Annotated in this window: 32 protein-coding genes; 22 read left to right on the forward strand and 10 right to left on the reverse strand. The window is 34.8% G+C overall.

From position 1 onward, the window contains the following. Window positions 1-142 precede the first annotated feature (142 nt). From DN393_RS17220 to DN393_RS17240, 5 genes are all read left to right on the forward strand, one after another. Window positions 143-1,177: a FecCD family ABC transporter permease gene (locus DN393_RS17220; protein ID WP_149173710.1), complete on the forward strand. Its 1,035-nt coding sequence runs from the start codon at window positions 143-145 to the stop codon at window positions 1,175-1,177. Further along, window positions 1,178-2,194, forward strand: coding sequence for a FecCD family ABC transporter permease (locus DN393_RS17225; RefSeq protein WP_088107058.1), 1,017 nt, complete (start codon window positions 1,178-1,180; stop codon window positions 2,192-2,194). 21 nt (window positions 2,195-2,215) lie between these two features. Next, a complete protein-coding gene (locus DN393_RS17230; protein WP_103655111.1) occupies window positions 2,216-3,124 on the forward strand; it encodes an iron-hydroxamate ABC transporter substrate-binding protein in 909 nt (302 codons plus the stop codon). A 215-nt stretch (window positions 3,125-3,339) separates the two neighbouring features. After that, window positions 3,340-3,891 carry a GNAT family N-acetyltransferase gene (locus DN393_RS17235; RefSeq protein ID WP_064475946.1) on the forward strand — a complete coding sequence of 184 codons (552 nt, stop codon included), beginning with the start codon at window positions 3,340-3,342 and terminating at the stop codon, window positions 3,889-3,891. A 98-nt stretch (window positions 3,892-3,989) separates the two neighbouring features. Then, window positions 3,990-4,217, forward strand: a complete 228-nt coding sequence (locus DN393_RS17240; RefSeq protein WP_001047302.1) for a coiled-coil domain-containing protein — start codon at window positions 3,990-3,992, stop codon at window positions 4,215-4,217. Window positions 4,218-4,326: 109 nt separating this feature from the next. Here the strand turns inward: DN393_RS17240 and DN393_RS17245 are convergent, their stop codons facing one another. Further along, window positions 4,327-5,652: an ArsB/NhaD family transporter gene (locus DN393_RS17245; RefSeq protein WP_088047457.1), complete on the reverse strand. Its 1,326-nt coding sequence runs from the start codon at window positions 5,650-5,652 to the stop codon at window positions 4,327-4,329. Between the two features lie 262 nt (window positions 5,653-5,914). Here DN393_RS17245 and DN393_RS17250 point away from each other — a divergent pair, with 262 nt between their 5' ends. Then, on the forward strand, window positions 5,915-6,265 hold the full coding sequence (locus DN393_RS17250) for a YojF family protein (RefSeq protein WP_000407039.1): 351 nt from the start codon (window positions 5,915-5,917) through the stop codon (window positions 6,263-6,265). Between the two features lie 15 nt (window positions 6,266-6,280). After that, window positions 6,281-6,943 carry a bacillithiol biosynthesis deacetylase BshB2 gene (gene bshB2, locus DN393_RS17255; protein ID WP_000439468.1) on the forward strand — a complete coding sequence of 221 codons (663 nt, stop codon included), beginning with the start codon at window positions 6,281-6,283 and terminating at the stop codon, window positions 6,941-6,943. Between the two features lie 110 nt (window positions 6,944-7,053). Here the strand turns inward: bshB2 and DN393_RS17260 are convergent, their stop codons facing one another. Together DN393_RS17260 and DN393_RS17265 are read right to left on the reverse strand one after the other, a co-directional pair. Then, window positions 7,054-7,482 (reverse strand): cytidine deaminase, encoded by a 429-nt coding sequence (locus DN393_RS17260; RefSeq protein WP_064475944.1) that lies wholly within the window; start codon window positions 7,480-7,482, stop codon window positions 7,054-7,056. Window positions 7,483-7,587: 105 nt separating this feature from the next. Further along, complete coding sequence (locus DN393_RS17265) at window positions 7,588-8,139, reverse strand: DUF5823 family protein (RefSeq protein ID WP_064475943.1); 552 nt, start codon at window positions 8,137-8,139, stop codon at window positions 7,588-7,590. Between the two features lie 364 nt (window positions 8,140-8,503). On the opposite strand from DN393_RS17265, the gene DN393_RS17270 reads away from it, so the two are divergent. Beyond that, entirely contained in the window at window positions 8,504-9,703 is a 1,200-nt protein-coding gene (locus DN393_RS17270) for a multidrug effflux MFS transporter (protein WP_149173711.1), read from the forward strand. Between the two features lie 711 nt (window positions 9,704-10,414). After that, entirely contained in the window at window positions 10,415-11,806 is a 1,392-nt protein-coding gene (locus DN393_RS17275) for an amino acid permease (protein WP_149173712.1), read from the forward strand. 48 nt (window positions 11,807-11,854) lie between these two features. On the opposite strand, the gene DN393_RS17280 is transcribed toward DN393_RS17275, so the two are convergent. Next, entirely contained in the window at window positions 11,855-12,874 is a 1,020-nt protein-coding gene (locus DN393_RS17280) for a zinc-binding alcohol dehydrogenase family protein (RefSeq protein WP_149173713.1), read from the reverse strand. Window positions 12,875-13,061: 187 nt separating this feature from the next. On the opposite strand from DN393_RS17280, the gene aiiA reads away from it, so the two are divergent. Next, the gene (aiiA, locus tag DN393_RS17285) at window positions 13,062-13,814 is read left to right on the forward strand and encodes a quorum-quenching N-acyl homoserine lactonase AiiA (RefSeq protein WP_149173714.1); all 753 of its coding nucleotides are present in this window, start codon (window positions 13,062-13,064) and stop codon (window positions 13,812-13,814) included. A gap of 40 nt (window positions 13,815-13,854) precedes the next feature. Here the strand turns inward: aiiA and DN393_RS17290 are convergent, their stop codons facing one another. From DN393_RS17290 to DN393_RS17300, 3 genes are all read right to left on the reverse strand, one after another. After that, window positions 13,855-14,349 (reverse strand): hypothetical protein, encoded by a 495-nt coding sequence (locus tag DN393_RS17290; protein WP_149173715.1) that lies wholly within the window; start codon window positions 14,347-14,349, stop codon window positions 13,855-13,857. Between the two features lie 89 nt (window positions 14,350-14,438). Next, window positions 14,439-14,903: a DMT family transporter gene (locus tag DN393_RS17295; protein WP_149173716.1), complete on the reverse strand. Its 465-nt coding sequence runs from the start codon at window positions 14,901-14,903 to the stop codon at window positions 14,439-14,441. A 13-nt stretch (window positions 14,904-14,916) separates the two neighbouring features. Continuing rightward, window positions 14,917-15,363: a DMT family transporter gene (locus DN393_RS17300; protein WP_149173717.1), complete on the reverse strand. Its 447-nt coding sequence runs from the start codon at window positions 15,361-15,363 to the stop codon at window positions 14,917-14,919. Between the two features lie 109 nt (window positions 15,364-15,472). On the opposite strand from DN393_RS17300, the gene yeiL reads away from it, so the two are divergent. The 4 genes from yeiL (at window position 15,473) to DN393_RS17320 (ending at window position 18,297) form a co-directional block, all read left to right on the forward strand. Continuing rightward, window positions 15,473-16,165 carry a transcriptional regulator YeiL gene (gene yeiL / locus DN393_RS17305; RefSeq protein ID WP_149173718.1) on the forward strand — a complete coding sequence of 231 codons (693 nt, stop codon included), beginning with the start codon at window positions 15,473-15,475 and terminating at the stop codon, window positions 16,163-16,165. 12 nt (window positions 16,166-16,177) lie between these two features. Continuing rightward, a complete protein-coding gene (locus DN393_RS17310; RefSeq protein ID WP_149173719.1) occupies window positions 16,178-16,528 on the forward strand; it encodes a glyoxalase superfamily protein in 351 nt (116 codons plus the stop codon). A 208-nt stretch (window positions 16,529-16,736) separates the two neighbouring features. Then, window positions 16,737-17,780 (forward strand): flavin-containing monooxygenase, encoded by a 1,044-nt coding sequence (locus DN393_RS17315; RefSeq protein ID WP_149173720.1) that lies wholly within the window; start codon window positions 16,737-16,739, stop codon window positions 17,778-17,780. Between the two features lie 268 nt (window positions 17,781-18,048). Then, the gene (locus tag DN393_RS17320; protein WP_000666939.1) at window positions 18,049-18,297 is read left to right on the forward strand and encodes a hypothetical protein; all 249 of its coding nucleotides are present in this window, start codon (window positions 18,049-18,051) and stop codon (window positions 18,295-18,297) included. 52 nt (window positions 18,298-18,349) lie between these two features. On the opposite strand, the gene DN393_RS17325 is transcribed toward DN393_RS17320, so the two are convergent. Beyond that, window positions 18,350-18,544: a hypothetical protein gene (locus DN393_RS17325; RefSeq protein ID WP_000819645.1), complete on the reverse strand. Its 195-nt coding sequence runs from the start codon at window positions 18,542-18,544 to the stop codon at window positions 18,350-18,352. 132 nt (window positions 18,545-18,676) lie between these two features. Between DN393_RS17325 and DN393_RS17330 the strand changes: the two genes are divergently transcribed. After that, window positions 18,677-18,958, forward strand: a complete 282-nt coding sequence (locus DN393_RS17330) for a hypothetical protein (protein WP_000397708.1) — start codon at window positions 18,677-18,679, stop codon at window positions 18,956-18,958. 29 nt (window positions 18,959-18,987) lie between these two features. Here the strand turns inward: DN393_RS17330 and DN393_RS17335 are convergent, their stop codons facing one another. Beyond that, window positions 18,988-19,278, reverse strand: coding sequence for a DUF3784 domain-containing protein (locus DN393_RS17335; RefSeq protein ID WP_149173721.1), 291 nt, complete (start codon window positions 19,276-19,278; stop codon window positions 18,988-18,990). Between the two features lie 201 nt (window positions 19,279-19,479). Here DN393_RS17335 and bla2 point away from each other — a divergent pair, with 201 nt between their 5' ends. From bla2 to DN393_RS17365, 6 genes are all read left to right on the forward strand, one after another. Beyond that, window positions 19,480-20,250 (forward strand): BcII family subclass B1 metallo-beta-lactamase, encoded by a 771-nt coding sequence (gene bla2 / locus DN393_RS17340; protein WP_149173722.1) that lies wholly within the window; start codon window positions 19,480-19,482, stop codon window positions 20,248-20,250. 701 nt (window positions 20,251-20,951) lie between these two features. Then, window positions 20,952-22,238, forward strand: coding sequence for a hydroxylamine reductase (gene hcp, locus DN393_RS17345; protein WP_064475986.1), 1,287 nt, complete (start codon window positions 20,952-20,954; stop codon window positions 22,236-22,238). A 466-nt stretch (window positions 22,239-22,704) separates the two neighbouring features. After that, window positions 22,705-23,025: a PadR family transcriptional regulator gene (locus DN393_RS17350; RefSeq protein ID WP_064475931.1), complete on the forward strand. Its 321-nt coding sequence runs from the start codon at window positions 22,705-22,707 to the stop codon at window positions 23,023-23,025. Between the two features lie 75 nt (window positions 23,026-23,100). Then, window positions 23,101-23,442: a DUF1048 domain-containing protein gene (locus tag DN393_RS17355; protein WP_000891990.1), complete on the forward strand. Its 342-nt coding sequence runs from the start codon at window positions 23,101-23,103 to the stop codon at window positions 23,440-23,442. Window positions 23,443-23,597: 155 nt separating this feature from the next. Next, window positions 23,598-24,359, forward strand: a complete 762-nt coding sequence (locus DN393_RS17360) for an ABC transporter ATP-binding protein (protein WP_064475930.1) — start codon at window positions 23,598-23,600, stop codon at window positions 24,357-24,359. Next, window positions 24,360-25,109: an ABC transporter permease gene (locus DN393_RS17365; protein ID WP_149173723.1), complete on the forward strand. Its 750-nt coding sequence runs from the start codon at window positions 24,360-24,362 to the stop codon at window positions 25,107-25,109. Between the two features lie 149 nt (window positions 25,110-25,258). Here DN393_RS17365 and DN393_RS17370 read toward each other — a convergent pair whose 3' ends face one another. After that, window positions 25,259-26,224 (reverse strand): helix-turn-helix transcriptional regulator, encoded by a 966-nt coding sequence (locus DN393_RS17370; RefSeq protein WP_149173724.1) that lies wholly within the window; start codon window positions 26,222-26,224, stop codon window positions 25,259-25,261. 110 nt (window positions 26,225-26,334) lie between these two features. On the opposite strand from DN393_RS17370, the gene DN393_RS17375 reads away from it, so the two are divergent. Then, window positions 26,335-26,814: a GyrI-like domain-containing protein gene (locus DN393_RS17375; RefSeq protein WP_149173725.1), complete on the forward strand. Its 480-nt coding sequence runs from the start codon at window positions 26,335-26,337 to the stop codon at window positions 26,812-26,814. Window positions 26,815-26,889: the final 75 nt, after the last annotated feature.

Raw genomic sequence — 26,889 nt, forward strand, 5'->3', positions numbered from 1 at the left:
ATTTAACAAAGTGAAAAAATAGTTTGCTATTTAAAAAAAGTGAGGATATAATATCTAAATGAAAATGATAATTATTATCAATAATAATTATAAATAAAAAATAATTATAAAAAACAACTGAATATAAAGGATGAAATGAAACATGTTACATAAGCCTGCTGTATATGCTAGCAATAATCGCTGGATACATATTAAGTTCATATGTTTCATGAGCTTAACAATTTTATGTTTAATTGGGTCTATATTTTTGGCCGTTGCATTTGGTGCAAAGGATATTCATTTGCAAACAGTATGGGCAGCGGTTTTTGATTATAATCCGAAATTAACGCAGCACCAAATTATTTATGAATTAAGGCTCCCAAGGGTAATTGGCGCAGCGGTTGTAGGAGCTGCTTTTGCAGTCGCTGGGGCTGTAATGCAAGGGGGAACACAAAATCCTTTAGCGGATGCGGGTGTACTCGGAATAAATGCAGGTGCGATGTTTGTAGTAGCACTTAGTTTTGCCTTTTTCCCGCATATGCCGTATTCCTATTTGATGATTGTTTCCTTTATTGGAGCAGTCTTAAGTACAGTACTCATTTTTATTATCGGATCGGCTACTTCAGGTGGGTTAACACCGATGAGGTTAACGATTGCTGGAGCAGTTATGGCCGCACTTTTACATTCGTTAAGTTCAGGTGTTGCAATTTATTATGATTTAAGCCAAGATTTAGCGTTTTGGTACGCTGGTGGTGTTGCAGGAGTTAAGTGGGAACACTTGAAATTTTTAGTTCCTATTATTCTCATAACGATTGTTTTTGCGACAGTGTTAGGGCGATCTATTTCACTCATATCAATGGGGGATGATGTTGCTACGAATTTAGGAGTAAAAACGAACCGAACGAGAATACTAGGGATGATTATAGTAGTCATTCTTGCTGGTGTATCTGTTTCAGCTGTTGGCTCTATTGGGTTTGTAGGACTAGTTATCCCGCATATTGCTAGAAAATTAGTTGGTGTGAATTATCGACTCATTATTCCTATGTCAGCATTATTAGGAGCTATGTTATTAGTTTTAGCTGACTTAGGAGCAAGAACAGTAAATCCTCCTAAAGAACTTGCGATAGGAATTATGGTAGCTCTTGTTGGAGTTCCGTTCTTCCTCTATATAGCACGTAAAGTTGGGAGGGAGTTGTAAGTGAAGAAGATTTTAAACACGGATAAAAAGAGAGCTATTACTGTAACTACAATTTTCGGTTGTATTAGTATCGCTGTAATTTTAATTAGTTTAAATACAGGGACATTGAGCATAGCGCCGCTCAAAGTAATTCAAACGCTTTTCGGTTATGGTGATTTTGAGAGCGCAACAGTGCTATACGATTATCGTATGCCAAGAATTATAATCACAATGTTAGCAGGTATTGGTCTTGGGATTTCTGGTGCGATTTTGCAAGGGTTATCTCGCAATGCGCTGGCCGATCCTGGTATCCTCGGATTACATTCAGGTGCATCTTTCGGGCTAATTATATTTGTTACTTTCTTTCATTCTATTAATGAGAATGCATCGATTTTAATACCGTTATTTACATTTGGCGGGGGAGTGCTAGCTGCATTTTTAATTATTATACTTGCGAGTGATCGGTCAAAAGGTTTACTTCCTATTCGACTTATTCTTGTTGGTATTGCAGTTTCAGCTGGATTTAGTGCGATTTCGTTATTTTTCTCTCTTAAGTTAAATGATGAAACGTATACATTCGCTTCTAGATGGTTAGTTGGTAATGTGTGGGGAAGGGATTGGATTCATGTCCTTGCATTATTACCTTGGATTTTCATACTAACTCCATATGCATGGCTAAAATCTAAGACGTTAAATGCATTGTCACTAGGTGATAGTGTGGCAGCAGGACTTGGAGTTTCTGTTCAAAAAGAACGGTTACTACTTTTAGCTACAGCGGTTGGATTGTCTTGTGCGAGTGTATCGATGGCTGGAGGGATTGGTTTTATCGGTTTAGTTGCTCCGCATATTGCCAGAAAGTTAGTAGGTACTACATATCAACACTTTCTTCTTTTAGCTGGTATTATCGGAATGATTATTTTAGTGCTAGCAGATACGATAGGTCGTTCTATATTTGAGCCAAACTCTATTCCAGCTGGTGTAGTAGTGGCCGCTTTAGGAGCACCGTATTTTCTTTATTTACTTACAAAAACAAAATAAATACTTCAAAGAGGAGAACATATGAAAAAGAAACTTACTATTTTATTTAGCATGATGTGTATTTTAGTATTAGCAGCATGTGGTCAAACGAAAGCTAATGAAGAGGCAACGAAAAAAACGGAAAAAAGTAATGACCCAAAAATTGCTTCAATGTCTATTCACTTAACAAATGATTTACTTGCATTAGGAATTACACCAGTAGGTTCTGTAATTGGTGGAGATTTAAAAGATTTCTTACCGCATGCAAAAGAACAACTGAAAGATACGAAGAAACTTGGTGTTGTAACTGATCCAAATATGGAAGCATTACTTCAATTAAAGCCATCTGAAATTTATGTTGATGAAAAATACGCTGGCAAAGATGTAGCGAAATACGAAAAAATTGCAAAAACGCATACTTTCAATTTAGATGAAGGTACGTGGAGAGATCATTTAAAACAAGTTGGTAAACTTGTAAACCGTGAGAAAGAAGCGGATACATATATTCAAGATTACGAAGAGCAATCAAAACGAGTAAAAAATTTAATAGATAAAGAGCTAGGTAATAACGAAAAAGTAATGGCAATTCGTGTTACTGCAAAAGAATTACGTGTATTTAGTACGAAAAGACCGATGGGGCCAATTTTATTCCAAGACTTAGGATTGCAACCTGCAAACGGTGTAGAGAAAATTGATGGAAACCGTCCTTTCGAAGTCATTTCACAAGAAGTATTACCTGACTTTGATGCAGATGCTATTTTCGTTGTTGTAAACGGAGATGATAAGGCAAAAGCTGCATTTAAGCAACTTCAAGAAACACCAATTTGGAAAGACTTAAAAGCTGTTAAAGGCAAGCATGTATACATTATCAATGACCAACCATGGCTTGACTATTCTGCTTTAGGTAACAAAATGGCAATGGATGAAGCGGAGAAAATGTTTACGAAATAATATCGATTCGTTGTTAGGAAGATCCTCTAAATTTGGGGGTCTTTTTTATTGTTAGAATAAATGAAAAATTATACAATGAATGTAATTTAATGTAGAGGAGATGTGCCAATGTCAGCGCTTATTGTAAGTATCTCGTGTATAAAGCAGTTTATAGAACGAGGGGATAAATAGGCTGAAATAAGTATCCCCGTTATTTAATAAAGGGGGAGTTTGAAATGACAATGAATCTATTTCAAAATAAAACGATTAAATTATCAGCTATTAGAGAAGCGGATGCTGAAGTAATGGCTATGTGGCAAGAAGATAGTGAGTATTTAAGAAATGTAGATACAGATGTAGCATTCCCGCAATCGATACAAGAAATAGCAAGTAATGGGCTATTAAAAGGACGAAGATCGAATAGTGTTTCTTTCATGGTAAGGACAGTTCAAGATGATCGCTTAATTGGTTTTGTGGCGATTCATGGCATAGAGTGGAATAACAGAATGGGTTTATTAGCCATTGGTATAGGAGAGGGAAATGATAGAGGGAAGGGATATGGAAGAGAAGCAATCAATCTTATATTAAATTATGCATTTTATGAATTGAATTTACACCGCGTCGGTCTTGATGTTATTTCTTATAACAAAGCTGCTATTAAGTTATATAAAAAGATGGGTTTTCAGATGGAAGGCTGTATGAGAGAAGCGGTGCAAAGAGATGGGAAATGTTTTGATCGTATCATTATGGGGATATTGCGGGAGGAATGGATAGAGCTGCAAGATTAAAAATACATTCCATATTATATATGTAGTATGCAGGAGATATACCAGTAATTGGCGAAATTTTACAGTGCACTGATTGATTTTATAAGGAGTTATGCAAAATGAATTTAGAAAAAGCAAAACCAGTAAATGAAGAGGTCGCTGAATTGAAGGAACTAATTAAAGAATTACACGGAAGTGTACATCAACTTCAAAGTGAAGTGCAGCAACTAAGGCACGAAAGACCGGTTGTTGAAGTGAGAAAAGGTGTTCAATTATCGCCAGCAATCGTTGGACAAATTGGCGGTATGATTTTAGGTGGATTAGCAATTATCGGTATATTTTGGTGAACGAAAAAAAGGTATGCAATTTAGCTGCATACCTTTTTCATTTTCGTTATTTGTCGGTAAGTCGATATTCTCTGTAGAATCATCGATATAATTTCACCCACTACAACTATTACATTAAATAACGTAAATATATATAAACATGTGATAGTAATAATGCAATAATAGTTAACGGTAAACCAATTTTTAAGAAGTCCATATACGAGAAAGCATGTCCTTCACGTTTTGCAATACCAGCAACGACTACGTTTGCGGATGCTCCGATTAATGTTCCGTTTCCTCCTAAGCAAGCCCCAAGTGATAACGCCCACCATAGTACTTCAATTTGCGGAGAGTCGACAGATAATCCGAGTCCTGTAGCTAAATCTTGAATAAGTGGTATCATCGTTGCGACAAATGGGATATTGTCAATTGTTGCAGATGCAATGCCTGATACCCATAAGATAAGTATCGCAGCGAAACCGATATCACCGTTCGTTACGTCGAGCACTTCTTTTGCGAGTGAAGAAATGAGCCCGATATCAATTAACCCGCCAACGAGAACGAATAATCCAGCGAAGAAGAAAATGGTTACCCATTCAACGTGGGCAAATACATCTTCAATATCATGTTCTTTTACGCCAATTAGCATAAGAATTGTAGCGCCTGTCATCGCGATAACCGCAGCGTCTACATGAATAATCGAATGAAGTACAAAGCCTAAAATAGTTAGTCCTAAAATTGAAATGGATTTTAAAAGGAGGCTTTGATCTTTAATATAATCTTTTTCGTTCAATGCCATTAATATTTTAATTTGCTCAGGTGTTGTTTTTAGTTTGTTACGATACATAAAGTAAATAATGCCAAGTGTAACAATAGAAATAATAATTACGATTGGAGCTAAGTTTAGTAAAAAGGCATTAAAGTCTAAATGCTTATTTGCTGACCCAATCATAATGTTCGGTGGGTCACCGATTAATGTTGCTGTTCCGCCTATATTTGAAAATAGCACTTCTGAAATCAAATAAGGAACAGGGTTTACTTTTAAAATACGTGTAATGGATAGTGTAACAGGTACGATTAATAAGACGGTTGTTACGTTGTCCAAAAATGCAGAACCAACTGCGGTTAATAAAGATAGTAATAATAAAATGCGGATTGGTTTTCCACCAGCTGCCTTAGCTGCTTTAATAGCCACAAATTCAAATACGCCTGATTGACTCGTAATATGTACGAGAATCATCATCCCAATTAAAAGGGTGATTGTTTCCCATTGAATATGTGATGTGAAAGCGGTATGTAAATCTACAACTCCAAAAATAATCATAATAGCAGCGCCGAATAGTGCGATTACAGCACGATTCAATTTCTCAGAAATAATAAATCCGTACGTGATTAAAAATACGGCAATTGCAAAATAATATTGCCAATTTGCTACTTCATGTGCTGATTGTTCCAATCATGTCACCTTCTTTAAAGTATGTATTCAATTGTCGAAATGTATCTCGCTATATTAATACGGGATAAAATATATTGTAGCAAATTCAAAAAAGAAAGAAAACTATTTAACAAAGTGAAGGGAAAAATATGATTTTTACATATCATATAAAAAATATAAAAAACACAGTGCAAATTATTAGGAAAAGTGAGCGTTGTCCTCTAATATAGAGATAGCAATTTACATTATTTTTGCGTAAAATGGTTTAAAGAGGTGAATTCCGATGGAAATAGTAAAAGATAGTTCTCTTATTCAAAATGAAATTGAACGTTTTGTAAATAAAGATGTATATATTCATTTAGAAACAACGAACGGAGCGTATGCGTCACACTTTAACGAAAAGATGATGACAGTTGGAGCATTCATTCGAAATGCAATTATTCGCTTTGAGCGCGGGAAGATTACTGGAACGAATCCATACCGAGTTGGTTTGAAAATGGATCATGGCTGGGTATATGCAGAAGGTATTACGCACTGGGAAGTAGACGATAAAGAGCGTTTATTACTAGCAGGGCATGATAACCAAGGCCGCTTAGCAGTTGCACTTGAGTTAAGCTTAACACCATTTAAGTAAGAAGGAGGGAAACTTATGGAGAGACATGTACTTGTTGTATTTCCGCATCCAGATGATGAAGCATTTGCGGCGGGAGGAACAATTCGCTTATTAACAGATCAAGGAGTACCTGTAACGTATGCATGTGGTACTTTAGGACAAATGGGACGTAACATGGGGAAAAATGTATTCGCTAACCGTGAAACGATTCCAAATATCCGTGAAAAAGAATTAAAAGATGCATGTGAAGCGATGGGAATTCAAGATTTAAGAATGCTTGGTTTTCATGATAAAACGTTAGAATTTGAAGATGTTGATTTCGTTGCAGATAAAATTGAAGCAATCATTCAAGAAGTAAATCCATCTCGAATTATTACATTTTATCCAGAGCACGGCGTACATCCAGATCATGATGCATTTGGCCGCGCAGTCGTTCGTGCTGTATCACGTATGCAAAAAGAAGAACGTCCAGTCATTCATGCAGTTGCGATTACGAGAAATCGCGAAGCTGTATTAGGTGAGCCGGATGTTGTAAATAATATTAGTGAAGTATTCGAGCATAAATTAGCTGCACTAGGTGCGCATCGTTCACAAACAGAAGCGATGTTAGAAGAAACACATGCAAAAATCAAAAATAAAGATGCAGCAACGTTAAAATGGCTGCAACTTGAACAATTTTGGACTTATAAATGGGAGTAGGCTAGAAGGAAACTTCTAGTAGCTCTTACATAGAAAAAGCACAGTCATTTGTGACGGTGCTTTTTTAGTGAATAATCTTTATTCTCCGCTATTTGAGAGTAACCTTCACTTTATCGTGTACTCCATTCTTTTGTAAATTCATCATGATATGCTTCGCTCCAATGGTATGGCTGCAACTCTTTTAACGGTTTGAAAATAATATCTTGTTTAGAATTTGTAATGGCGCATAGTACTTCTGGTCCCCAATAAAATAAACGTTCTTGGCATACACCACAAGGTGATAATACTTTTAATTCAGAATGCTCATTTTCCCTTGCAAGACAAATAGAATGTGTAACTTTCTTATGAAATTTATGAGCTTCTAAAATTGCACCTGTTTCCATACAAAGTTCTGTTGAAGCGTTTATTACGTCAGGGGCCACACTTGTATAAATGGATCCATCTTCTACACGGATTGCTGCAGCTCCGCCCCAATTATGCGGATACCTTTGTTCAATTAAATTTTTCACTGCTTCATATAATTGTTGTTCAATGCTCAATTGTAGTCCTCATTTCTGCTTAATTTTCGATTCAATGACTGTTATTTTTATAGTAATACCGTTAAAAAAGAATAGACACTCAATTTCAAACTATAAATTCAAGAATTATTTTTCATCTGCATACTTTTCCTCTAAGGCAATTAATAGAGGAATTGATATAGTTACAAGAATGATTAAAGTGTTTATAAAAGATTTAGAAAGAGAAAAAGAACCTTCGATTAAAAGTGATAAAAATTTGAATGAAAGTATACTTGTTATTAAGGAAACTACTAAAAAGCTAAAAAGAGACAAATTTTTATTTTTGATAGATGTTTCTATAAAATCTTTAAGACAGCTTATGACGACAAATATAGTTAATATAATAAGAGAAATAAAATAATGTGTTACATTTGTCATACTAATAGTAGGATCGTCTATTATGTAAGCAAGTAACTTAGATACTAACATACCTCCAAATAATAAAATAATAAAAGCAAGTAATCCTTCCGATGTATAAGTGCTGAAATTATCTTTCTTATTAAAGAGTTTATAATTCAGAGTAGATTGGCTTATTTGAATTAGGAATAGGGTAATAATCCACACATAATATACAATTGGTAATTCTCCTGAGAATAGAGCAATCAGGAAATTTATTACTGTCCTTAAAATTTCAATCATTACGAAAGGCCTCCTGTTTGTAAGCTTTGCGACATTAAAATATGCTAGTCTATCGTTTCATAAACAGATCTGTAAATTCAAACTATTTATAATTATTCCATAAAAAGGTAGTAGTATCAAGTTGTCTTTTTTACAAAACCTCCAAGACTCAACACTAGAAAAAGAACCGCAATATGTAATATAATTGAAAAAGTATATTTAAAAATTAATGTTAATATTACCCTCCTATAAGTATTAACATACGTAATTGAGGTGTTTTTTTTGTTGTTTTATGATCGAATTTCTATAATGGCCCCTCCTGTTCCGTAGCTTAGGAAAGTCTTTTTATTTCTGAGATTTTCAAAGTTATAGGAGGGTATGAAAAATGAAAAAAGTCTCAGTACCATCACTTTTGTTAATGATTATTCTTGTGGCATTTCCGCAAATTAGTGAAACGATTTACACACCGTCTTTACCTGACATTTCACAGGCGTTACACGTAAGTAATAATGAGGTGCAGTTAACACTTAGTGTGTATTTTGCTGGATTTGCTTTAGGTGTATTTTTTATTGGGTGGTTATCGGATAACATTGGCCGTCGCCCGGCAATGTTATTTGGAATTGTTGTATATGGCGTTGGGAGTTTCTTATGCTTTATTGCAAGTTCCATTGAAGTTTTATTGCTAAGTCGTTTTATTCAAGCGTTTGGAGCAAGTGCTGGCTCAGTTGTGACACAAACGATTCTTCGTGAAAGTGTAGAAGGGCATAAGAGGCATGTTATGTTTGCTCAAATCTCGGCAGTCATTGCTTTTACACCAGCGATAGGACCGTTAATTGGTGGCTTTCTTGATCAAATGTTTGGATTTAAAATCGTATTTTTAAGTTTAGTAGTTATGAGTGTCGGAATTTTTCTGTATACGTTTGTTTCTCTTCCGGAAACAAAGGCGGACTCAGTAACGAATAAAATAAATGTGTTTTCAGTCTTGAAGAGGTTAGTTACAAATCCGAAAGTAGTAACATATGGGTTATTAATTGGAGGAGCGAATGGTGTTTTATTTAGCTATTATGCAGAAGCGCCGTTTATCTTTATTGAATACTTTCAGTTATCGCCTAGTATGTATGGACTTCTAGGAATTGTTGTTGCTTCCGCTTCTATTATTGGAGCGAAAGTTTCGAAAAGATTGCTTGCTACTTATAAACCAGAGAAAATTATATATATCGGTTGTCTTGTAATGACAGGGGGAGCTATCTTCTTAACTGTTATTAATTCATTTGGATCAAATCCAAACATAATATATATGATTGGATTTTTAGTAGCGATGTTTATATTGCTATTAGGAATTGGGATAGCGTTACCAAACTGTTTAAGTTTAGCGTTAGTAGATTTTCAAGATGTCATTGGTACAGCCGGAGCATTGTTTAGCTTAGGGTACTATGTAATTGTGACGATGACAGTTTGGGGAATGAGTCAACTTCATACGGGCTCGTTACTGGTGATGCCACTTTATTTTCTGGCTATTGTAGTTATCATGATGGTGTTTACTAAAGTGTTTATTTTAGGTAAACAAACTTCAAAAATGATTTGAATATGAAATGGTAAAAGAGTCTCATTTTTTAATGAGACTCTTTTATATTTTATGAAAATGATTAGTGGATATACGAACAAGAATTAAAGGTATTGTTGAGGGGAAGATAAAAGCTGAGGAGAAAAGTTTGCCGCTTTTCGGCGTATTGTTGATTGTTTTAAGTGTAGTGATATTTTTCCTAAAGTAGGAGATGGTAAAATAATTTTTAGCTGTGATAATTAAGAGATGTAGAAGCTAGTGACTTTGTAGTTCTACTAATATATTAAATTTTTGCGTGATGTGTTAATTGCATGTGTAAGTAATTATAGTACAAACTATAATTAGTGAAGTATATGTGGTATGAAATCGAGGAAGATAAAATCTCCTCGGTTATTTATATTGTAATAATATTCATACCGGAATCATATTGAATAGATGTATTTTATTGTTAATTTAGTTAAAAATTAATCAGACTATGTATAATGATTTACCGAAAAAATAATTGAACTTTTCAGATAAATGAATTAATATAAGGTAAGTAATTTTAAGATTTATAGAATATTGGAAGATGAAAGGTTTTGAGAATTTTGTAAGAGGCAAAAAACGATTTTAGGATAGCTTTAAAGTTAGTCTAAAATGATGTTTGCTTCATCATTTTCAGGGCCGAAAGGAATTAGGTAAAGCATCTTGTTTTAAAATGCGGCTATGAATCATCTAAGAGGGGGAAGTGAAGTGGCAAACAAGGAATTGAAAAGGGGCTTAGAAGCACGTCATATTCAAATGATCGCTTTAGGCGGAACAATTGGTGTTGGTTTGTTTATGGGGTCGGCCAGCACGATTAAATGGACAGGTCCGTCAGTAATGCTTGCCTATGCAATTGCAGGTATTTTTATCTTCTTCATTATGCGTGCGATGGGTGAAATGTTGTATATGGAGCCGAGTACAGGTTCATTTGCGACGTTCGGTCATAAGTATATTCATCCGCTAGCTGGCTATATGACAGCGTGGAGTAACTGGTTCCAGTGGGTTATTGTTGGGATGTCAGAGATTATTGCAGTTGGAGCGTATATGAAATATTGGTTCCCGGAATTACCAGCTTGGATACCAGGTGTAATCGCAATGGTTATTCTTGGCGCAGCTAACTTAATTTCTGTTAAGTCATTTGGTGAATTTGAATTTTGGTTTGCGATGATTAAAATCGTTACGATTCTATTAATGATTATTGCGGGATTTGGACTTATTTTCTTTGGAATTGGTAACGGCGGAGAAGCGATTGGAATATCTAATCTTTGGTCAAATGGCGGTTTCTTTACAGGTGGTTTTTCAGGATTCTTCTTTGCATTATCACTTGTAGTTGGTGCATACCAAGGTGTGGAATTAATCGGTATTACTGCTGGTGAAGCGAAAAATCCGAAGAAGACACTTACAAGAGCGATTCAAAGTACAATTTGGCGTATTTTAATATTCTATATCGGTGCTATTTTCGTTATTGTAACTGTGTATCCATGGGATCAATTAAGTACAATTGGTAGTCCGTTCGTAGCAACTTTTGCGAAGGTTGGTATTACGGCAGCAGCTGGACTTATTAACTTCGTTGTTATTACAGCGGCAATGTCTGGTTGTAATAGTGGTATTTATAGTGCGGGTCGTATGCTTTATACGTTAGGTGTAAATGGACAAGCACCGAAATATTTCACGAAACTTTCTGGAAATGGTGTACCTTTATTCGGTACAGTTGGCGTAATTATCGGTTTAGCGGTTGGTGTTGTATTAAGTTATATTGCACCGAAAAACTTATTCGTATATGTATATAGTGCGAGTGTACTTCCTGGTATGGTACCATGGTTCGTCATTTTAATTAGTCAAATTAATTTTAGAAAAGCAAAAGGGGCAGAGATGAACGATCATCCGTTCAAAATGCCATTTGCTCCTGTTACAAACTATTTAACAATTGCCTTTTTAATTATGGTATTAATCGGAATGTGGTTTAACGATGATACGCGCATTTCACTAGTTGTAGGTATTGTTTTCTTAGCTATCGTAACAATTAGTTTCTATGCTTTCGGAATAGGGAAACGACCTCCGTTAGACGTTCAAAATGATCAAGAGATTTCAAGTAAATAAAGATAGTAAAAAGTCCGATTTCTCATATGAAAATCGGACTTTTTGTTATTAAAATTTCTCTAAAACGATTTTCCCAATCGTACTTCCGCTTTCAAGCAGTGCATGTGCTTTCTTTACGTTTTCAGCGTTAATTGGTGTGAATGTTTCATTTAAAGTAGTCTTTAAAATACCTTCATCTAAAAGTTCGCTTACTTTATTTAATAGTTCGTGCTGCGTAATCATGTCGCCAGTTTCATACATCGCTTTTGTAAACATAAACTCCCAAACGAATGTAGCACTTTTACTTTTTAAAATACCCATTTCAAGAGGGTGTTCATTTTCTACGATAGAGCAAATTTTTCCTTGTGGCTTAATGAGCTCACATATTGCTTGCCAATGTTGATCTGTATTGTTTAAGCAGAAAATATAATCTACATCTTTTAGCCCAAACTCTAATATTTGATCTTGTAAAGGTTGGTGATGGTTAACGATATAATCGGCACCGAATTTTTCAACCCAGTGTATTGTTTCATTACGAGATGCAGTTGTGATTACATTCAGTCCAGCCCATTTCGCAAGTTGAATTGCAATTGAACCTACACCACCAGCTCCACCGATAATTAAAATGTTTTTAAATGTATTTGTATCTTTCTTATTATAATCAATTCCCAAACGTTCGAATAAACCTTCCCAAGCCGTAATAGCTGTTAAAGGAAGTGCTGCAGATTCAGCATCACTTAACGTTTTTGGTTTTTTACCAACGATTCTTTCATCAACTAAATGGTATTCACTATATGTACCTTGTCTCGTAATGCTTCCAGCGTAAAACACTTCGTCGCCTTCTTTAAATAACGTACAACCTTCGCCCGTTTGTACGACAATACCACTTGCATCCCAGCCAAGTATTTTCGCTACATCTTCTTTTTTATCTTTCGGAGAGCGAACTTTAGTATCAACTGGGTTAACGGAAATAGCGTTAATTTTAACAAGTATGTCTCTTCCTGTAGCAACAGGTCTTTCAACTTCAATATCAATTAAACTGTTTTCTTCTTCAATAGGTAAGTATTCATGTAAACCGATTGCTTTCATTTCTATTCCCTCCATTAAAGTAAGAGTCATTTACTCTTTTATTATAGATGGTGAAATGCCATTATGTAAAAAAGTACACTCTTTTTTATTTATGCTGGTATGAAAGTGTGGAAGGAGTTTATTTCTAAAAAGCAGAATTATTTACTGTGTTACTTTATCTTAAATTAAATGTAAAGGTGGATACATAATGTCAGTAAAAAAGCTTTATTTCATCCCAGCAGGTCGTTGTATGTTAGATCATTCTTCTGTTAATAGTACGCTCACACCGGGAAATTTATTGAACTTACCTGTATGGTGTTATCTTTTGGAGACAGAAGAGGGGACTATTTTAGTAGATACAGGTATGCCAGAAAGTGCAGTTAATAATGAAGGTCTTTTTAACGGTACATTTGTCGAAGGACAGGTTTTACCGAAAATGACTGAAGAAGATAGAATCGTGAATATTTTAAAACGGGTTGGTTATGAGCCGGATGACCTTCTTTATATTATTAGTTCTCACTTGCATTTTGATCATGCAGGAGGAAATGGCGCTTTTATAAATACACCAATCATTGTACAGCGTGCTGAATATGAGGCGGCGCAGCATAGCGAAGAATATTTGAAAGAATGTATATTGCCGAATTTAAACTACAAAATCATTGAAGGGGATTATGAAGTCGTACCAGGAGTTCAAGTATTGCATACACCAGGCCATACTCCAGGGCATCAATCGCTATTAATTGAGACAGAAAAATCCGGTCCTGTATTATTAACGATTGATGCATCGTATACGAAAGAGAATTTTGAAAATGAAGTGCCATTTGCTGGATTTGATTCAGAATTAGCTTTATCTTCAATTAAACGTTTAAAAGAAGTTGTGATAAAAGAGAAGCCAATTGTTTTCTTTGGGCATGATATAGAGCAGGAAAAGGGATGTAAAGTGTTCCCTGAATATATATAGTGCAAAAAGTCATGAGCTCACTTGCTCATGACTTTTCCGTTTAAATGATTTTTTTAAATAAGTTATAAACTTTTTTAGAACTATCTTCATTTAATTGATAGTACGTAAGGTTTACATCATCAGGAGTATCTTGTTGAGCAATCATCACTTCGTTACTGTGATGGTCAACTACCCATATGAAATATTTTTTATAAGTCCCATCCTCGAAAGTAATCCACATATCACAGTCTATTAAATCTGATCCTTCTTCATCTAATGTTAATTTTCCTTTTTTTGCGGTATCCATACTGTTAATGAACGTTTTTAATTCATCTGTTTTTGTGAGAAAGATATCCTTTTTTGTTTTAATTGACTCGACATGTATATCTTTTATTTCCTGTTTTCCTAAAAAGACAGGGGGCTCATTTGGGTCTCTTTGAGTTGAAATGATAGTAGCTTTCTTCTTTGGTTTATTTGCTGTATAGAAGTCTTGAATAGGTTTTCCAGAGTTAAAAAACCATATGATACCCAAAATAATCAACGTGCTGCCGAGCAGTAAAATGATTTTTTTAATAGAATATTCTCCTCTCTATCACTTCGTATGAAGAGCTTTTCTATTAATATATGATAGGGAAGCGTAAAGTATTATAGTTGAACTTGGTTATTCTGCACAGTTTTAACAGGGCGATCTACGAGTAAATTGTAAGTGAGTCCGATTAGTACGAAAATGCCACCGACAACCTTTCCCATAGAGAGTTCGTGTGACAAGATAAAATCAATGATAGTCCCCGCAAATAATTGTCCAATAAAGATGAGTAACGTTAAATAAAATGCTGATATTTTAGGCGTAATATAGTTCGATAAAGAGATGACGATAACGCCAACTAATCCGCCTAAGTAAACAGCGATAGGAATAGATTGTAACGTCTGACTAGGAATGTACATTGAATCTGAACTGAAAATTAAAAATAACATAGAGAAAAATAATCCAGTAATATAATTAAAAAACGTACCTTCCCAATTCCCAATTTTCGCTGCTAAATTTGCGTTAATAATTCTAGCAACAACGATAGAAACACCAGCTAAAATAGCGATAGTAATATATAACATTTTCTTGCCTCCATTAATAAATTGTCATGATTATAATTCCGGAAGAAATGAAACATAATCCAATTAGTTTTTTCTTTTCAAACTTTGCAACTTTCATTCCTAATAAGCCGAAATGATCAATAACGATGGAAGCAATAGATTGACCAAGTAAACTTAATGCGATCGTAATAGAGGCACCAAGGACGGAGAAACTTATATTATTAAAAAGAACAGTGAATACTCCAATCGCTCCAGCGCTATATAAAAAAAGTGGAATGCCTTTATCAAAATGAATTTTATTTTTGTTTATGATTAAAATGATGATAACTGCAATTAAACCGACAAGGTGAATGACAACGCTCGCTGTGTACTTGCCAATTAATTCAGATAAAATCCCATTCAATGGAAGCATAACGGCGATGAGCACACCAATAAAGACAGAAAGAAAGTTATACAATGTAATATCCCCTTTGTATTTCATATTTGTAATGACTGTATCATGCTGAAATTGTGTATTACTATGACATATGTCATAGTGGAAGAAGAAAATTTTGATTACAATGGGGAGTAGTTGTAAAGGCGGGGGAACTATGAAGAAAGTATGTAATTCAATTAAATTAGCACATTATATGAAACAAAATAATATTGATTCATTTTTTAGTAATGACATGAAACCGTATATGGAATTAATATTTTTTAAAAAGAATGAGTTTATTTGTAGAGAAAATGAAGAGATAGATTATTTATTTTTCTTCGTTGAAGGAAAAGCGAAAGCGTTTAATACATTAAGTAACGGGAAATCTGTATTGCTATGTTTTTATGATAGTTTGCAGCTGTTAGGAGATGTGGAGTTAATTCATTCTCAAAAGACTGCTTCAAATGTACAAGTAATGGCAGATTCATATTGTGTTGGTTTACCTTTAGGAAAAGTGAGAAATCAACTATTTCATGATGCGAAATTTTTACGATGTATTTGTGGATCGTTAGCACATAAGTTAAATCGACTTTCAAAAAATAGTACAATTAATTTACTATATCCACTTGAAAATAGACTTGCGAGTTACATGTTAGCAGCAGGGGAAAGAGCGGTGCGGCACGGAAATCGAATTGTGTTTAGTGGGAATTTAACGGAAACAGCTGAATTGTTAGGAACGAGTTATCGGCACCTATTACGTACATTAAATATTTTTTGTGATAAAGAGATTATAAAGAAAAACAATGGTTGCTTTGAAGTAGTAAACGTGGATGTTTTGAGGGAATTGGCGGCAGATGTTTATAAATAGGAGGAGATTATAATGATTACACCTATATTTAGAATTTTTGATGTTGAAAAAGCAAAGCGATTTTACATAGATTTTTTAGGGTTTAAAATGGATTGGGAACATCGGTATGAGGAACATATGCCATTATATATACAAATTTCGTTACATGATGCTGTAATACATTTATCAGAACATCATGGGGATGCTTCGCCAGGCGGTGCGATTCGGGTCAAAATAGATAATGTAAAGGATTATCATTCTATATTATTAAGTAAAAAATATGCTTATTCGAAGCCAAATATAGAAAAAACACCTTGGGATACAATCGAATTAACTGTAATTGATCCGTTTTCAAATAGAATCGTATTTTATGAGGAGAGATGATAGAGCCGGAAGGGATTAATATATAAATTTTTTAGAGAGAGTGCAGTGTAATTGCGTATTAAATAAATGTAATGAAGAGTAGTTCATAAAGCAGTGAACTGCTCCTTTTCATTTTGTTAAACAGATTGAATTATTGAAAAATAAATCGTATGATAAAACATATGAACGAATGAGCATGTATTCATATGAAATAAGAAGGAGGAAAAGGATGTTAGATGCAATTATCGTCGGAGCTGGTCAAGCTGGATTAACAATGGGATATTACTTGAAGCAAAAAGGATATAATTTTTTATTACTTGAGGCAGGAAACCGAATTGGAGATTCATGGAGAAACAGATATGATTCTTTACAGCTCTTCACACCGAGGGAATATAGTAGTTTACCAGGGATGATAGTAAAAGGAGAAGGAAAGGGATTTCCATGTAAAGATGAAATGGCAACGTATTTAGAAGAATATGCAAGGTACTTTACATTACCGGTTCAATTGCAAACCGAAGTTTTAAAAATAAAGAAAGAAAAAGAGATATTCGAATTACATACTCCTACAGAAATTTTACAAGCAAAAAAGGTTGTTCTCGCAACAGGTGGTTTTCAGCAACCGTACATCCCCTCATTTTCACAACATCTATCATCGCATGTTTTTCAAATACATTCATCACAATATAAATCACCATCACAAATTCCTAAAGGAAAAGTACTAGTAGTAGGTGGCGGGAATTCAGGAATGCAAATTGCAGTAGAACTTGCAAAAACTCATGAAGTTACAATGTCTATCGGTCATCCGTTAACATTTTTACCGTTACATCTTTTTAGAAAAAGCATTTTTAATTGGCTAGAAAAATTGGGTTTATTGTACGCCGAAGTAAATACTAAGAGGGGAAAATGGTTTCAGAAGAGAAAGGATCCTATTTTTGGTTTTGAAGGCAAGGAACTTATTCGTAATGGAGTAATTAAACTAGAGAAAAAAGTGGTTAGTGCATCAGAAAATAATATTATGTTTCAAAATGGTGGCACGTATAGTGCAGAAAGCATTATATGGTCAACTGGTTTTATTCAGAACTATAAATGGATTGAAATAGAAAAGGCAGTGAATGAGAATGGATTTCCTAATCATGTAAGAGGAATAAGTCCAGTAAAAGGATTATATTATATCGGTTTGCCGTGGCAATCTCAAAGGGGATCTGCACTTATTTATGGTGTAGGAAAGGATGCAGCGTATTTATTTTCTGAAATCAAAAAAATAGATCAGTAGCAACAGCAACTACTGATCATCCATATGTACATGAATTAGGAGAGGTCAAACATTTATTAACTTTATTATAATAGATTTTCATAAGGATAAAAACTGAAAATTCTAATTTTATGTTGAGAAAGTTTTTTGTATCGAAATATATAAAAGAATAGGGGTTTTTAGTAAAAGAGATATGATATTTATATTTTAATAAATTGTGATATAGTTTATGAAGAATAGATTACATAAAATGTTATTTTATTACATAGTGATGAAGGGGGAAATTGTTGTGAAGTTTGATGATCAACGCCTATTAGGAGTACGGTTAGGTTCTATACTTGTAACAGAGGAAAATCAATATTTAGTAGTTAAGAAAAAAGATCATTATGCACTTTTAAATATACATAATTTAGAATGCACACATGTTGAAGTGCAGCTAGAACATATTGAAGAAATGTTGCAGGAAGATTTTCAAGAAAGTATAACGGAGATTATCGCACCAGAACATATAAAAATTGTTGCGAAAAATGTTATATAGAGAATGAGAGAAAAAGAAAAAACTTCATCTTTTATCGATGAAGTTCTTTTAGTTAATTCGAAGTGAATGTTTTAAAAAATTTGTCTCGGTACATGTACATAAGCCATGAGGTTGTTAGTAAGGAAATAATGATTTGTTTATTTTTAAATGGCGCATTGAAAACAAGCCAGCCAACGATATCAAATAATAAATGTAGTGCAATTGAAAGAACTACAAATTGTAGTAGCGTATTTAAAAATCTTTTCATAAAGTGTCCACCTAAAATAAAAGGTTGTATCAACAATGTTGCACATTACTGTTATACATTAAATGTGTTTTGTGGTAAAATTTACATAAGTTAGTGAAATAAAACAAATGAAAGCTAATAGGAGGGATAGTCATGGAATTTTGGATGATCATACCGATAGCGGTCTTTGGATTTATTTATATCGTTGAAAAATTAAATAAAATCGAAAAGAAAACAGATGCCCGTTTAAAGCGGATGGAAGATAGATTACAGCTAATTACGAAAGAAATGGGAATTATAGATAGAGAACCTGAAATTAATAAAGAGTTGCGCCAGCTTATGGAAGAAGGAAAAACAGTTACAGCAGTTAAGAGAGTAAGAGAGGCTTTCGGGTTTTCCTTATTAGAAGCGAAGCAATATGTTGATAAATTATAAAAAAGATCATCCGATTGGGTGGTCTTTTTTCATTGCACCATGCGTGTATTTACATAAGCAGCGATTATAACGTGCCCAATTATAATGATAGGAAATACGATTTTTGCATTAGGAGTAAGGAAGACACTACCAATTGTGGCGATAACACCGGCAGTTAAATTATAAAGACCAACTATTTTTGATAACTTTACTTTATTTGGTACACAGCGTTCATTGAATCCTGATAAGAGCCAAGTGTATTGTTTTACTCCGATGAAATAGGCTAGTGCAAATGAAATGATTGCAAGTATGAATAATGATGGGGAAGCGAAGAGAGTCATTGAAAACACCTCCGTTAAAGAGTTATAAATAAATTATAATATGAATGTTATAATTTAACAAAATATAATTAAAGCGCACAAAATTTTGTGCGCTTTTTATTAATGGTATGAAAAATATGTAAGAAAAGATGGAACAAACATTTGAAATGAATTGTCTAATATAGGTAATAACTATTTCGTTTGAAAGAAAGGGTGGAGAAAATGAAAAATACATTATTAAAATTAGGGGTATGTGTTAGTTTACTAGGAATAACTCAATTTGTTAGTACAATTTCTTCTGTGAAAGCGGAACAAAAGCTAGAGCAAAAAGTAATAAAAAATGAGACAGGAACTATTTCAATTTCTCAGTTAAACAAAAATGTATGGGTTCATACGGAGTTAGGTTACTTTAACGGAGAAGCAGTTCCTTCGAACGGTCTAGTTCTTACTACTTCTAAAGGGTTAGTACTAGTCGATTCTTCTTGGGATGATAAGTTAACGAAGGAATTAATAGAGATGGTAGAAAAGAAATTTAAGAAGCGCGTAACGGATGTCATTATTACACATGCGCACGCTGATCGAATTGGCGGAATAAAAACGTTGAAAGAAAGAGGCATTAAAGCGCATAGTACGGCATTGACTGCAGAACTAGCAAAGAAAAATGGATATGAGGAACCACTTGGAGACTTACAAACCATTACGAAATTAAAGTTTGGAAATATGAAAGTAGAAACGTTCTATCCAGGGAAAGGACATACAGAAGATAATATTGTCGTATGGTTACCGCAATATAAAATTTTAGCTGGAGGTTGTTTAGTGAAATCTGCGGAAGCTAAAGATTTAGGAAACGTTGCTGATGCTTATGTAAATGAATGGTCTACATCGATTGAAAATGTGCTGAAGCGATATGGAAACATAAATGCAGTAGTGCCTGGTCATGGAGAAGTAGGGGACAGAGGATTACTTTTACATACATTGGATTTGTTGAAATAAGAAACTGTGGGAATATAAAAGCGAGGAGAAACAATTTTCTCCTCGCTTTCTTCTAACTATATTTAAATGCGAAGCTATCAATTATGCCTGCATACGTTACTGAGATTTTAATTCCAAGTATACAAATACCAGTACCGTCATAATTGCTATAACAACGTAAGTAATATCAAGCATTATAAGTGTTTTTAAAGTTTCAGTCATCCTAATTCACCCCTGGTATGAAAATATAACATAATCTCTTGTTAATTAGATAAGAGATTATAAAGATTGTAATGTACATGAAATTTCTTAAGTAGTTTCTATATAAATATATCATATAAATAATGTAAGTAATGTTAAGATAGTGTAAATGTATTGTAAATAAAGTGATTTTTCATAAAATCTTTAATCAAAAAATTGATAGTTCTTCAAAATGAAAAAAAGCTATTCTTTCAGTTGAATAATAAAAAGAAAGAATAGCGTTTTTGTATGTCTATTTCTGTTAACTTTCTAGTTTATATGTGATTCAGCAATAGTTTAGATATTTGAAAACCTGAACAATATGATTATGTAATGTTTTTTTGGTGTCAATAAAAATATTATGTCAACAATATGAACTGTCACAAATTTATACTTAGTATTGTGATTGATATCACATCCTTTTATCTCACCGGATATTATGCTTAGTTTGTAAGGAATGATTGGGAGAGGGTGGGATGATCATGTTTTGTTATCAATGTGAACAAACGCCAACAGGCGGATGTAAAGTAATAGGTGTTTGCGGTAAAAATGAAACAATAGCAAGTTTACAAGATACGATTGTGTTTGGGCTAAAAGGAATTGCAGCTTATCGTACGCATGCTGCTCAGCTAGGGTATACCGATGCATTTGTAGATGCTACGACGCAAGAAGCACTGTATATGACATTAACAAATTCCAACTTTAATGAACAAGAACATATTGATATGGCTATGAAAGTAGGGAAATCGGCTTTACGAGTAATGGAGTTGTTAGATGGGGCGCATACGAATCACTTTGGTGTTCCAGAGCCCGTTCAAATTACACAAAACCATGTAGAAGGTAAAGCAATTGTAGTTACTGGTCATAATTTATTTGCGTTAGAAGAGTTATTAAAGCAAACAGAAGGAAAAGAAATTAATATTTATACGCATTCTGAAATGTTACCAGCACACGGTTATCCGCAGCTAAAAAAATATAAACATTTAAAAGGAAACATCGGTAAGGCATGGTATGATCAACGACGTCTTTTCGAAAAATTTACAGGTGCTATATTAGCGACAACGAACTGTGTTATGCCAATTAAAGGGTCATACTCTGATCGATTCTTTTCATATGATATTGCCGGTTTAGAGGGTGTACAAAAAATTGAAAATGATGATTTTGCACCATTGATTCAAAAAGCGCTTGAACTTCCAGAAGTACATATGGAGTCGGATGAGCAGTTAGTAACAGGGTTTCATCATAATACAGTATTATCATTAGCTCCGGAAATTATTAATGCAGTAAAAGAAGGAAAGATTAAGCGTTTCTTTGTCATCGCAGGTTGTGATGCTCCGGGAAAAGGCGGAGAATATTATCGTGAATTAGCAACGTCGCTTCCGCCAGAAACGGTTATTTTAACAACTTCTTGCGGGAAATTCCGTTTTAATGATGTGAGTTATGGTGTTGTACCTGGTACGGAGATTCCGCGTTACATTGATTTAGGACAATGCAATAATTCAATTTCTACAGTGAAAATAGCGGCCGCTTTAGCAGATGCTTTCCAATGTGAAGTGAATGAATTGCCAGTAAGTATTGTCTTATCATGGTTTGAACAAAAAGCGGTTGCTATTTTACTTGGGCTATTTAGTCTTGGAATTCAAGATATTCGTATCGGTCCAAAGGCACCTGAATTTATTTCACCTGGCGTGCTTGATGTATTACAAGAAACATTCGGTTTAAAACTAATTACAACTGCAGCGGAAGATATGGATATGATGTTATCGTAACAAAAGGATGATCTGTCTTATTAAGAAGAGCTAACCTATAGCGCCCCAAAACAAAAATGTAGAATATTTGTTTCGGGGTATTTTCTTTTCTTGGCCGGATAGGTATATGGTGAAATTTCTTTAAAAAGAAAATCGGCTGTATCTGATAGGCAATAGTTGATTTTAGAAAAATATAAAAATCGTGTTGACATTTACAACTACTCAGTCATACAATGTAGAAGTAATAGGTGATACTGAGTAGTGTTGTTTCTCAAAATGTTTTCAGTAAACAATAGGTAATAGCGGATTTTAGAAAAAATTTGAAAATCAGTTGACATCTATAGCTACTTAGTCATACAATGTAGTTGTAATAAGTAATACTGAATAGTGTGGTTTTACTCAGAAGCTATTCAGTAAAAATTCGCCTTAGTACTCTGTGATACTGAATATAAGTCAGACAGAATAGGGGGTAAAGGAGGATCAGGACATGGAAAATTTAACTGAAATGCTAAAAGGTTCACTGGAAGGGTGTGTGCTGGAAATCATTAGTCGCCGTGAAACGTATGGCTATGAGATTACCCGCCACCTGAATGATCTTGGGTTTACAGAGGTTGTGGAAGGGACGGTTTATACTATCCTCGTACGATTAGAAAAGAAAAAGCTTGTGAATATTGAAAAGAAACCATCAGATATGGGACCGCCTCGTAAGTTTTATTCATTAAATGATGATGGCCGTCAGGAGCTTGAATTATTTTGGGAAAAATGGGATTTCGTTTCTTCAAAAATTAACGTCTTGAAGTCAAACTAGCCTCATAAAATAAAATGTTCCGGCTCATATTTGGAGAATTTCTTGTTCTGCTTTATAAAAAAGGAGGAAAATAAGATGTTGGAAATGTTTAAAAAATTAATCGGTGATAAAAAAGAGTACAAAATGATGATGGCACGTGTTGGAGCACTACCGGAAGATTATCAGTTTGTGTTTAAGAAAATTCAAAACTACATGTGGAATTTCTCAGCGGGTAATGGAATGGATATGCTGCACATACAGTATGAATTAATCGATTTGTTTGAAGCTGGTGCAGCGGAAGGTAGACAAGTGCTTGACATTACTGGGGAGGACGTAGCATCCTTTGCTGATGAACTAGTGGCAAACGCTAAAACGTATGTCTCTAAGTATCGTGAAGATTTGAATGAAAGTATTATGAAGAAATTGAGAAAAAAATAAATGCAATTAGTAATACCGACTGATTAGCTGGTTACAAATGTAAATTGCCACCATCGCTATTCAGTTATATTTTTAAACCGCTACTAAGTAATACAGATTATCAGTGATACTAAATAGAGGTTATAGGTAACCTATTTTAATAAGGGGGAAAAAGTATGAGCAATGCAGCAATTTCTGTAAAAGGGTTAAAAAAATCTTTTAAAGATAAAGAAGTCTTAAAGGGAGTGGATTTTGAGGTGCAGCGTGGCGAAATTTTCGCGCTGCTAGGCTCAAATGGAGCGGGAAAGACGACAACGGTCAACATCCTTTCAACGCTAATGAAACAAGATGATGGTGAAGTAAGTATTTGCGGTTTTGACGTCCAACGTCAATCAGATCATGTTCGTCAAAGCATCAGTTTGACAGGACAGTTCGCAGCTTTAGACGGCATGCTTACTGGAAGGGAAAACTTGATAATGATTGCTAAGTTACGTGGTGTTTCCAATCCCGCGCAAGTTGCTGATAATCTACTTGTAAGATTTAGCCTGACTGATGCGGCCAACCAGAGGGCAGACCAGTATTCAGGCGGGATGAAGCGCCGACTTGATATCGCGATGAGTTTGATTGGGGCGCCAGCAGTTATTTTTCTAGACGAACCAACGACTGGACTTGATCCGGAAGCGCGGATCGAAGTGTGGGATACAGTCAAGGAACTTGCCGGCAGTGGCACAACGATCTTACTTACGACTCAGTACTTGGAGGAAGCAGAACAACTGGCGGACCGTATCGCTATTTTGCATGGCGGAAAAATCATAACGACAGGTACTCTTACAGAACTGAAAGAGATGTTCCCGCCAGCAAAAGTAGAGTATATCGAGAAGCAGCCGACGTTGGAAGAAATTTTTCTTGCGATTATCGGTAAAAAGGAGGAGATGTAAATGAAAAGCAAAACAGGGGTATTACTAGGGCGCTTAATGCGTAATATTATGCGTAGTCCGGATACAATTATTACAGTAGCAATTACACCGATTATGATGATGTTATTGTTTGTCTACGTGTTTGGCGGGGCTATAAAGACTGGAACGGATAACTACGTTAATTATTTATTGCCGGGAATTTTGTTAATGGCTATCGCATCCGGCGTGGCTTACACTTCTGTACGATTGTTTACGGATGTAAAGAGTGGGCTGATGGCACGTTTCATTACGATGCCTATTAAGCGCTCATCGATATTGTGGGCTCACGTTTTAACTTCTCTTGTTGCTAATGTACTTACTATCGTGGTGGTTATTCTTGTTGCGCTCTTAATGGGCTTTCGTTCTAGTGCAAATATGCTAGATTGGCTTGCGGTAGCGGGAATACTGGGTATGTTTACGTTAGCGCTAACATGGCTAGCTATCATTCCAGGGCTGAAAGCGAAGTCTATGGAAGGGGCGACAGCGTACTCGTACCCACTCGTTTTTCTTCCATTTATTAGTTCGGCCTTCGTACCTACCGAAACGATGCCTAAAATTGTCCGTGTGTTTGCTGAGAATCAGCCTGTAACTTCAATCGTGAATGCGATTCGTGCCCTATTATATGAAGGGACTGTTGGCAACGATATTTGGACTGCACTCGCTTGGTGCGTAGGTATCATGATCATCTCTTACTTTTTAGCTAGTAAAGCATTTAAACGTCAGTTAGGGTAAGTGAATTAAGTCATCCGAAATTATATATATTTGAAAAAGCACGGGAAGATTTTCCGTGCTTTTATTATGTATTGTGCTCTCATGGTAAAAAAATATGGGCAACAGGTAACGAATTAAACTCAATATTTTGAGGTTTAACCGATCACTGCTTATGGAGAATATAAACCTAACCGCTCTTGTAAATCGTTTAATATTTCTTCAGGCATTTCCCTGATTGTAATATCTTTCCCTAGGAAAAGTAGCCAATGTGTTATCTCTGTCACTTCATCGGAATTGTTAACATCGATAAATGTTTTTAAAATGGCTGTGGATTGGTAAGGGTTTGTATAAGAAATTGAAATTTTTAAAGGATGGTATTTTTTGTACTGGGCAATCGCTTTTGGACCAAGTTCAAGTACAAGGTTAATTGCTTCGTCCTTCTTATTGAGTTTTTCTAAAATCTGTTTCTTATTTAACCTCTTTTTCGTCGTGTACGGTTCGGTATTGATGAGGTCATCGACAGGAAACATCATCTTCTTTTCCTCTTTTAAGTCGAACCCTTCAATGATCCAATGGCTTTTTTCTTGATAAAGGTGTAATAGATAAATTGGGTAAGACTTGATTTCTTCTTCTTCTTCTTTGACGGTAATCAATAAATGTCTATCCAAAAGAAGGATTTGGATGAGTTTTTCTAACATAGGGTGGGGTAGGTCAGAAAGCTCAAGTAGATCGGGATTATGAGGGTTAGTCCCTTCAAAAAGCAAGAGTTGATTTAAAAGAACGAGGTCATCTTGCTGGATTTCTGAGATGAGTCCTAGTAGTTTTTCGGCTAAAGATTGGCGACTTTTTAAATAGGGAAGTTGTTGATTTCTTGTAGCCATAAAGGCAATAAAAAGAGCTTTGACTTCATTGTCAGTAAAGCGAACAACGGGCAGGATAGAATTATGCATGACAAAATATCCACCAGTTCTTCCAACTTCAGCGACAAGTGGCATGCCCATAGCTTCAATGTCTCTAATGTCTCTAATAGCTGTCGATCGTGATATGTTAAATTCTCGCATGATTTCAGTAATCGTAAAGTGGGAGCGATTGTTGATATACCGCATAATTGTATTAATCCGTTCAACTTTTTTCATTGGAGTCTCCTAAACAGTATCATTTTTTGACATGATTTAAGGATATTATAAACGTATCAGATGAAAAGATAAATCGTTTGATTCATTTTAAAAAAAGGAAGGTTTTGAATATGAAAAATTATACGATTGAAGAAAAAGATAGCTTTATTGTGTTAGGTATTGGAACTGAAATTAAGAGTGACTATACAAACTTTGCTGGAATAAATAAAGAAAAAGAAGACTTTTGGTCAGCTGTTAAAGAAGATGGAAGGTTGGACAGATTAAAAGCTTTAGCTACAAACGAATATATTTTTTCTGTGAGCGAAGCGGTGAATAATAAGATGATGTATTATGCTGGTGTCATGACAGAAGCACAAATAGAAGAAGAATCTAGAGTGATCCAGTTTCCGAAGGGAGAATACTTAGTAGTGAAAGGGGAAGACAAAACGGCTGAAGAGCTAAGTAATAAGTTGACTGGCATCGCCTTCGGTCAAGCTTTACCAGATGCAAAAGATTTTGCCTATGTTGGTGGACCGAATACAATGGTTGAGATGGGGCAGAGAGACGGTTTAGTATTTGGTGAAATGTGGATTCCAGTTGTTAGGAAGTAAAGTGATAAAAGGTACGAATATGGAAAGTAGAGGCTAACAATATTAAATTGTTGGTCTTTTTGACATAAATAAATT

Origin of the sequence: Bacillus sp. BPN334 (assembly GCF_008368885.1) — a bacterium.
GTDB lineage: Bacteria > Bacillota > Bacilli > Bacillales > Bacillaceae_G > Bacillus_A > Bacillus_A wiedmannii.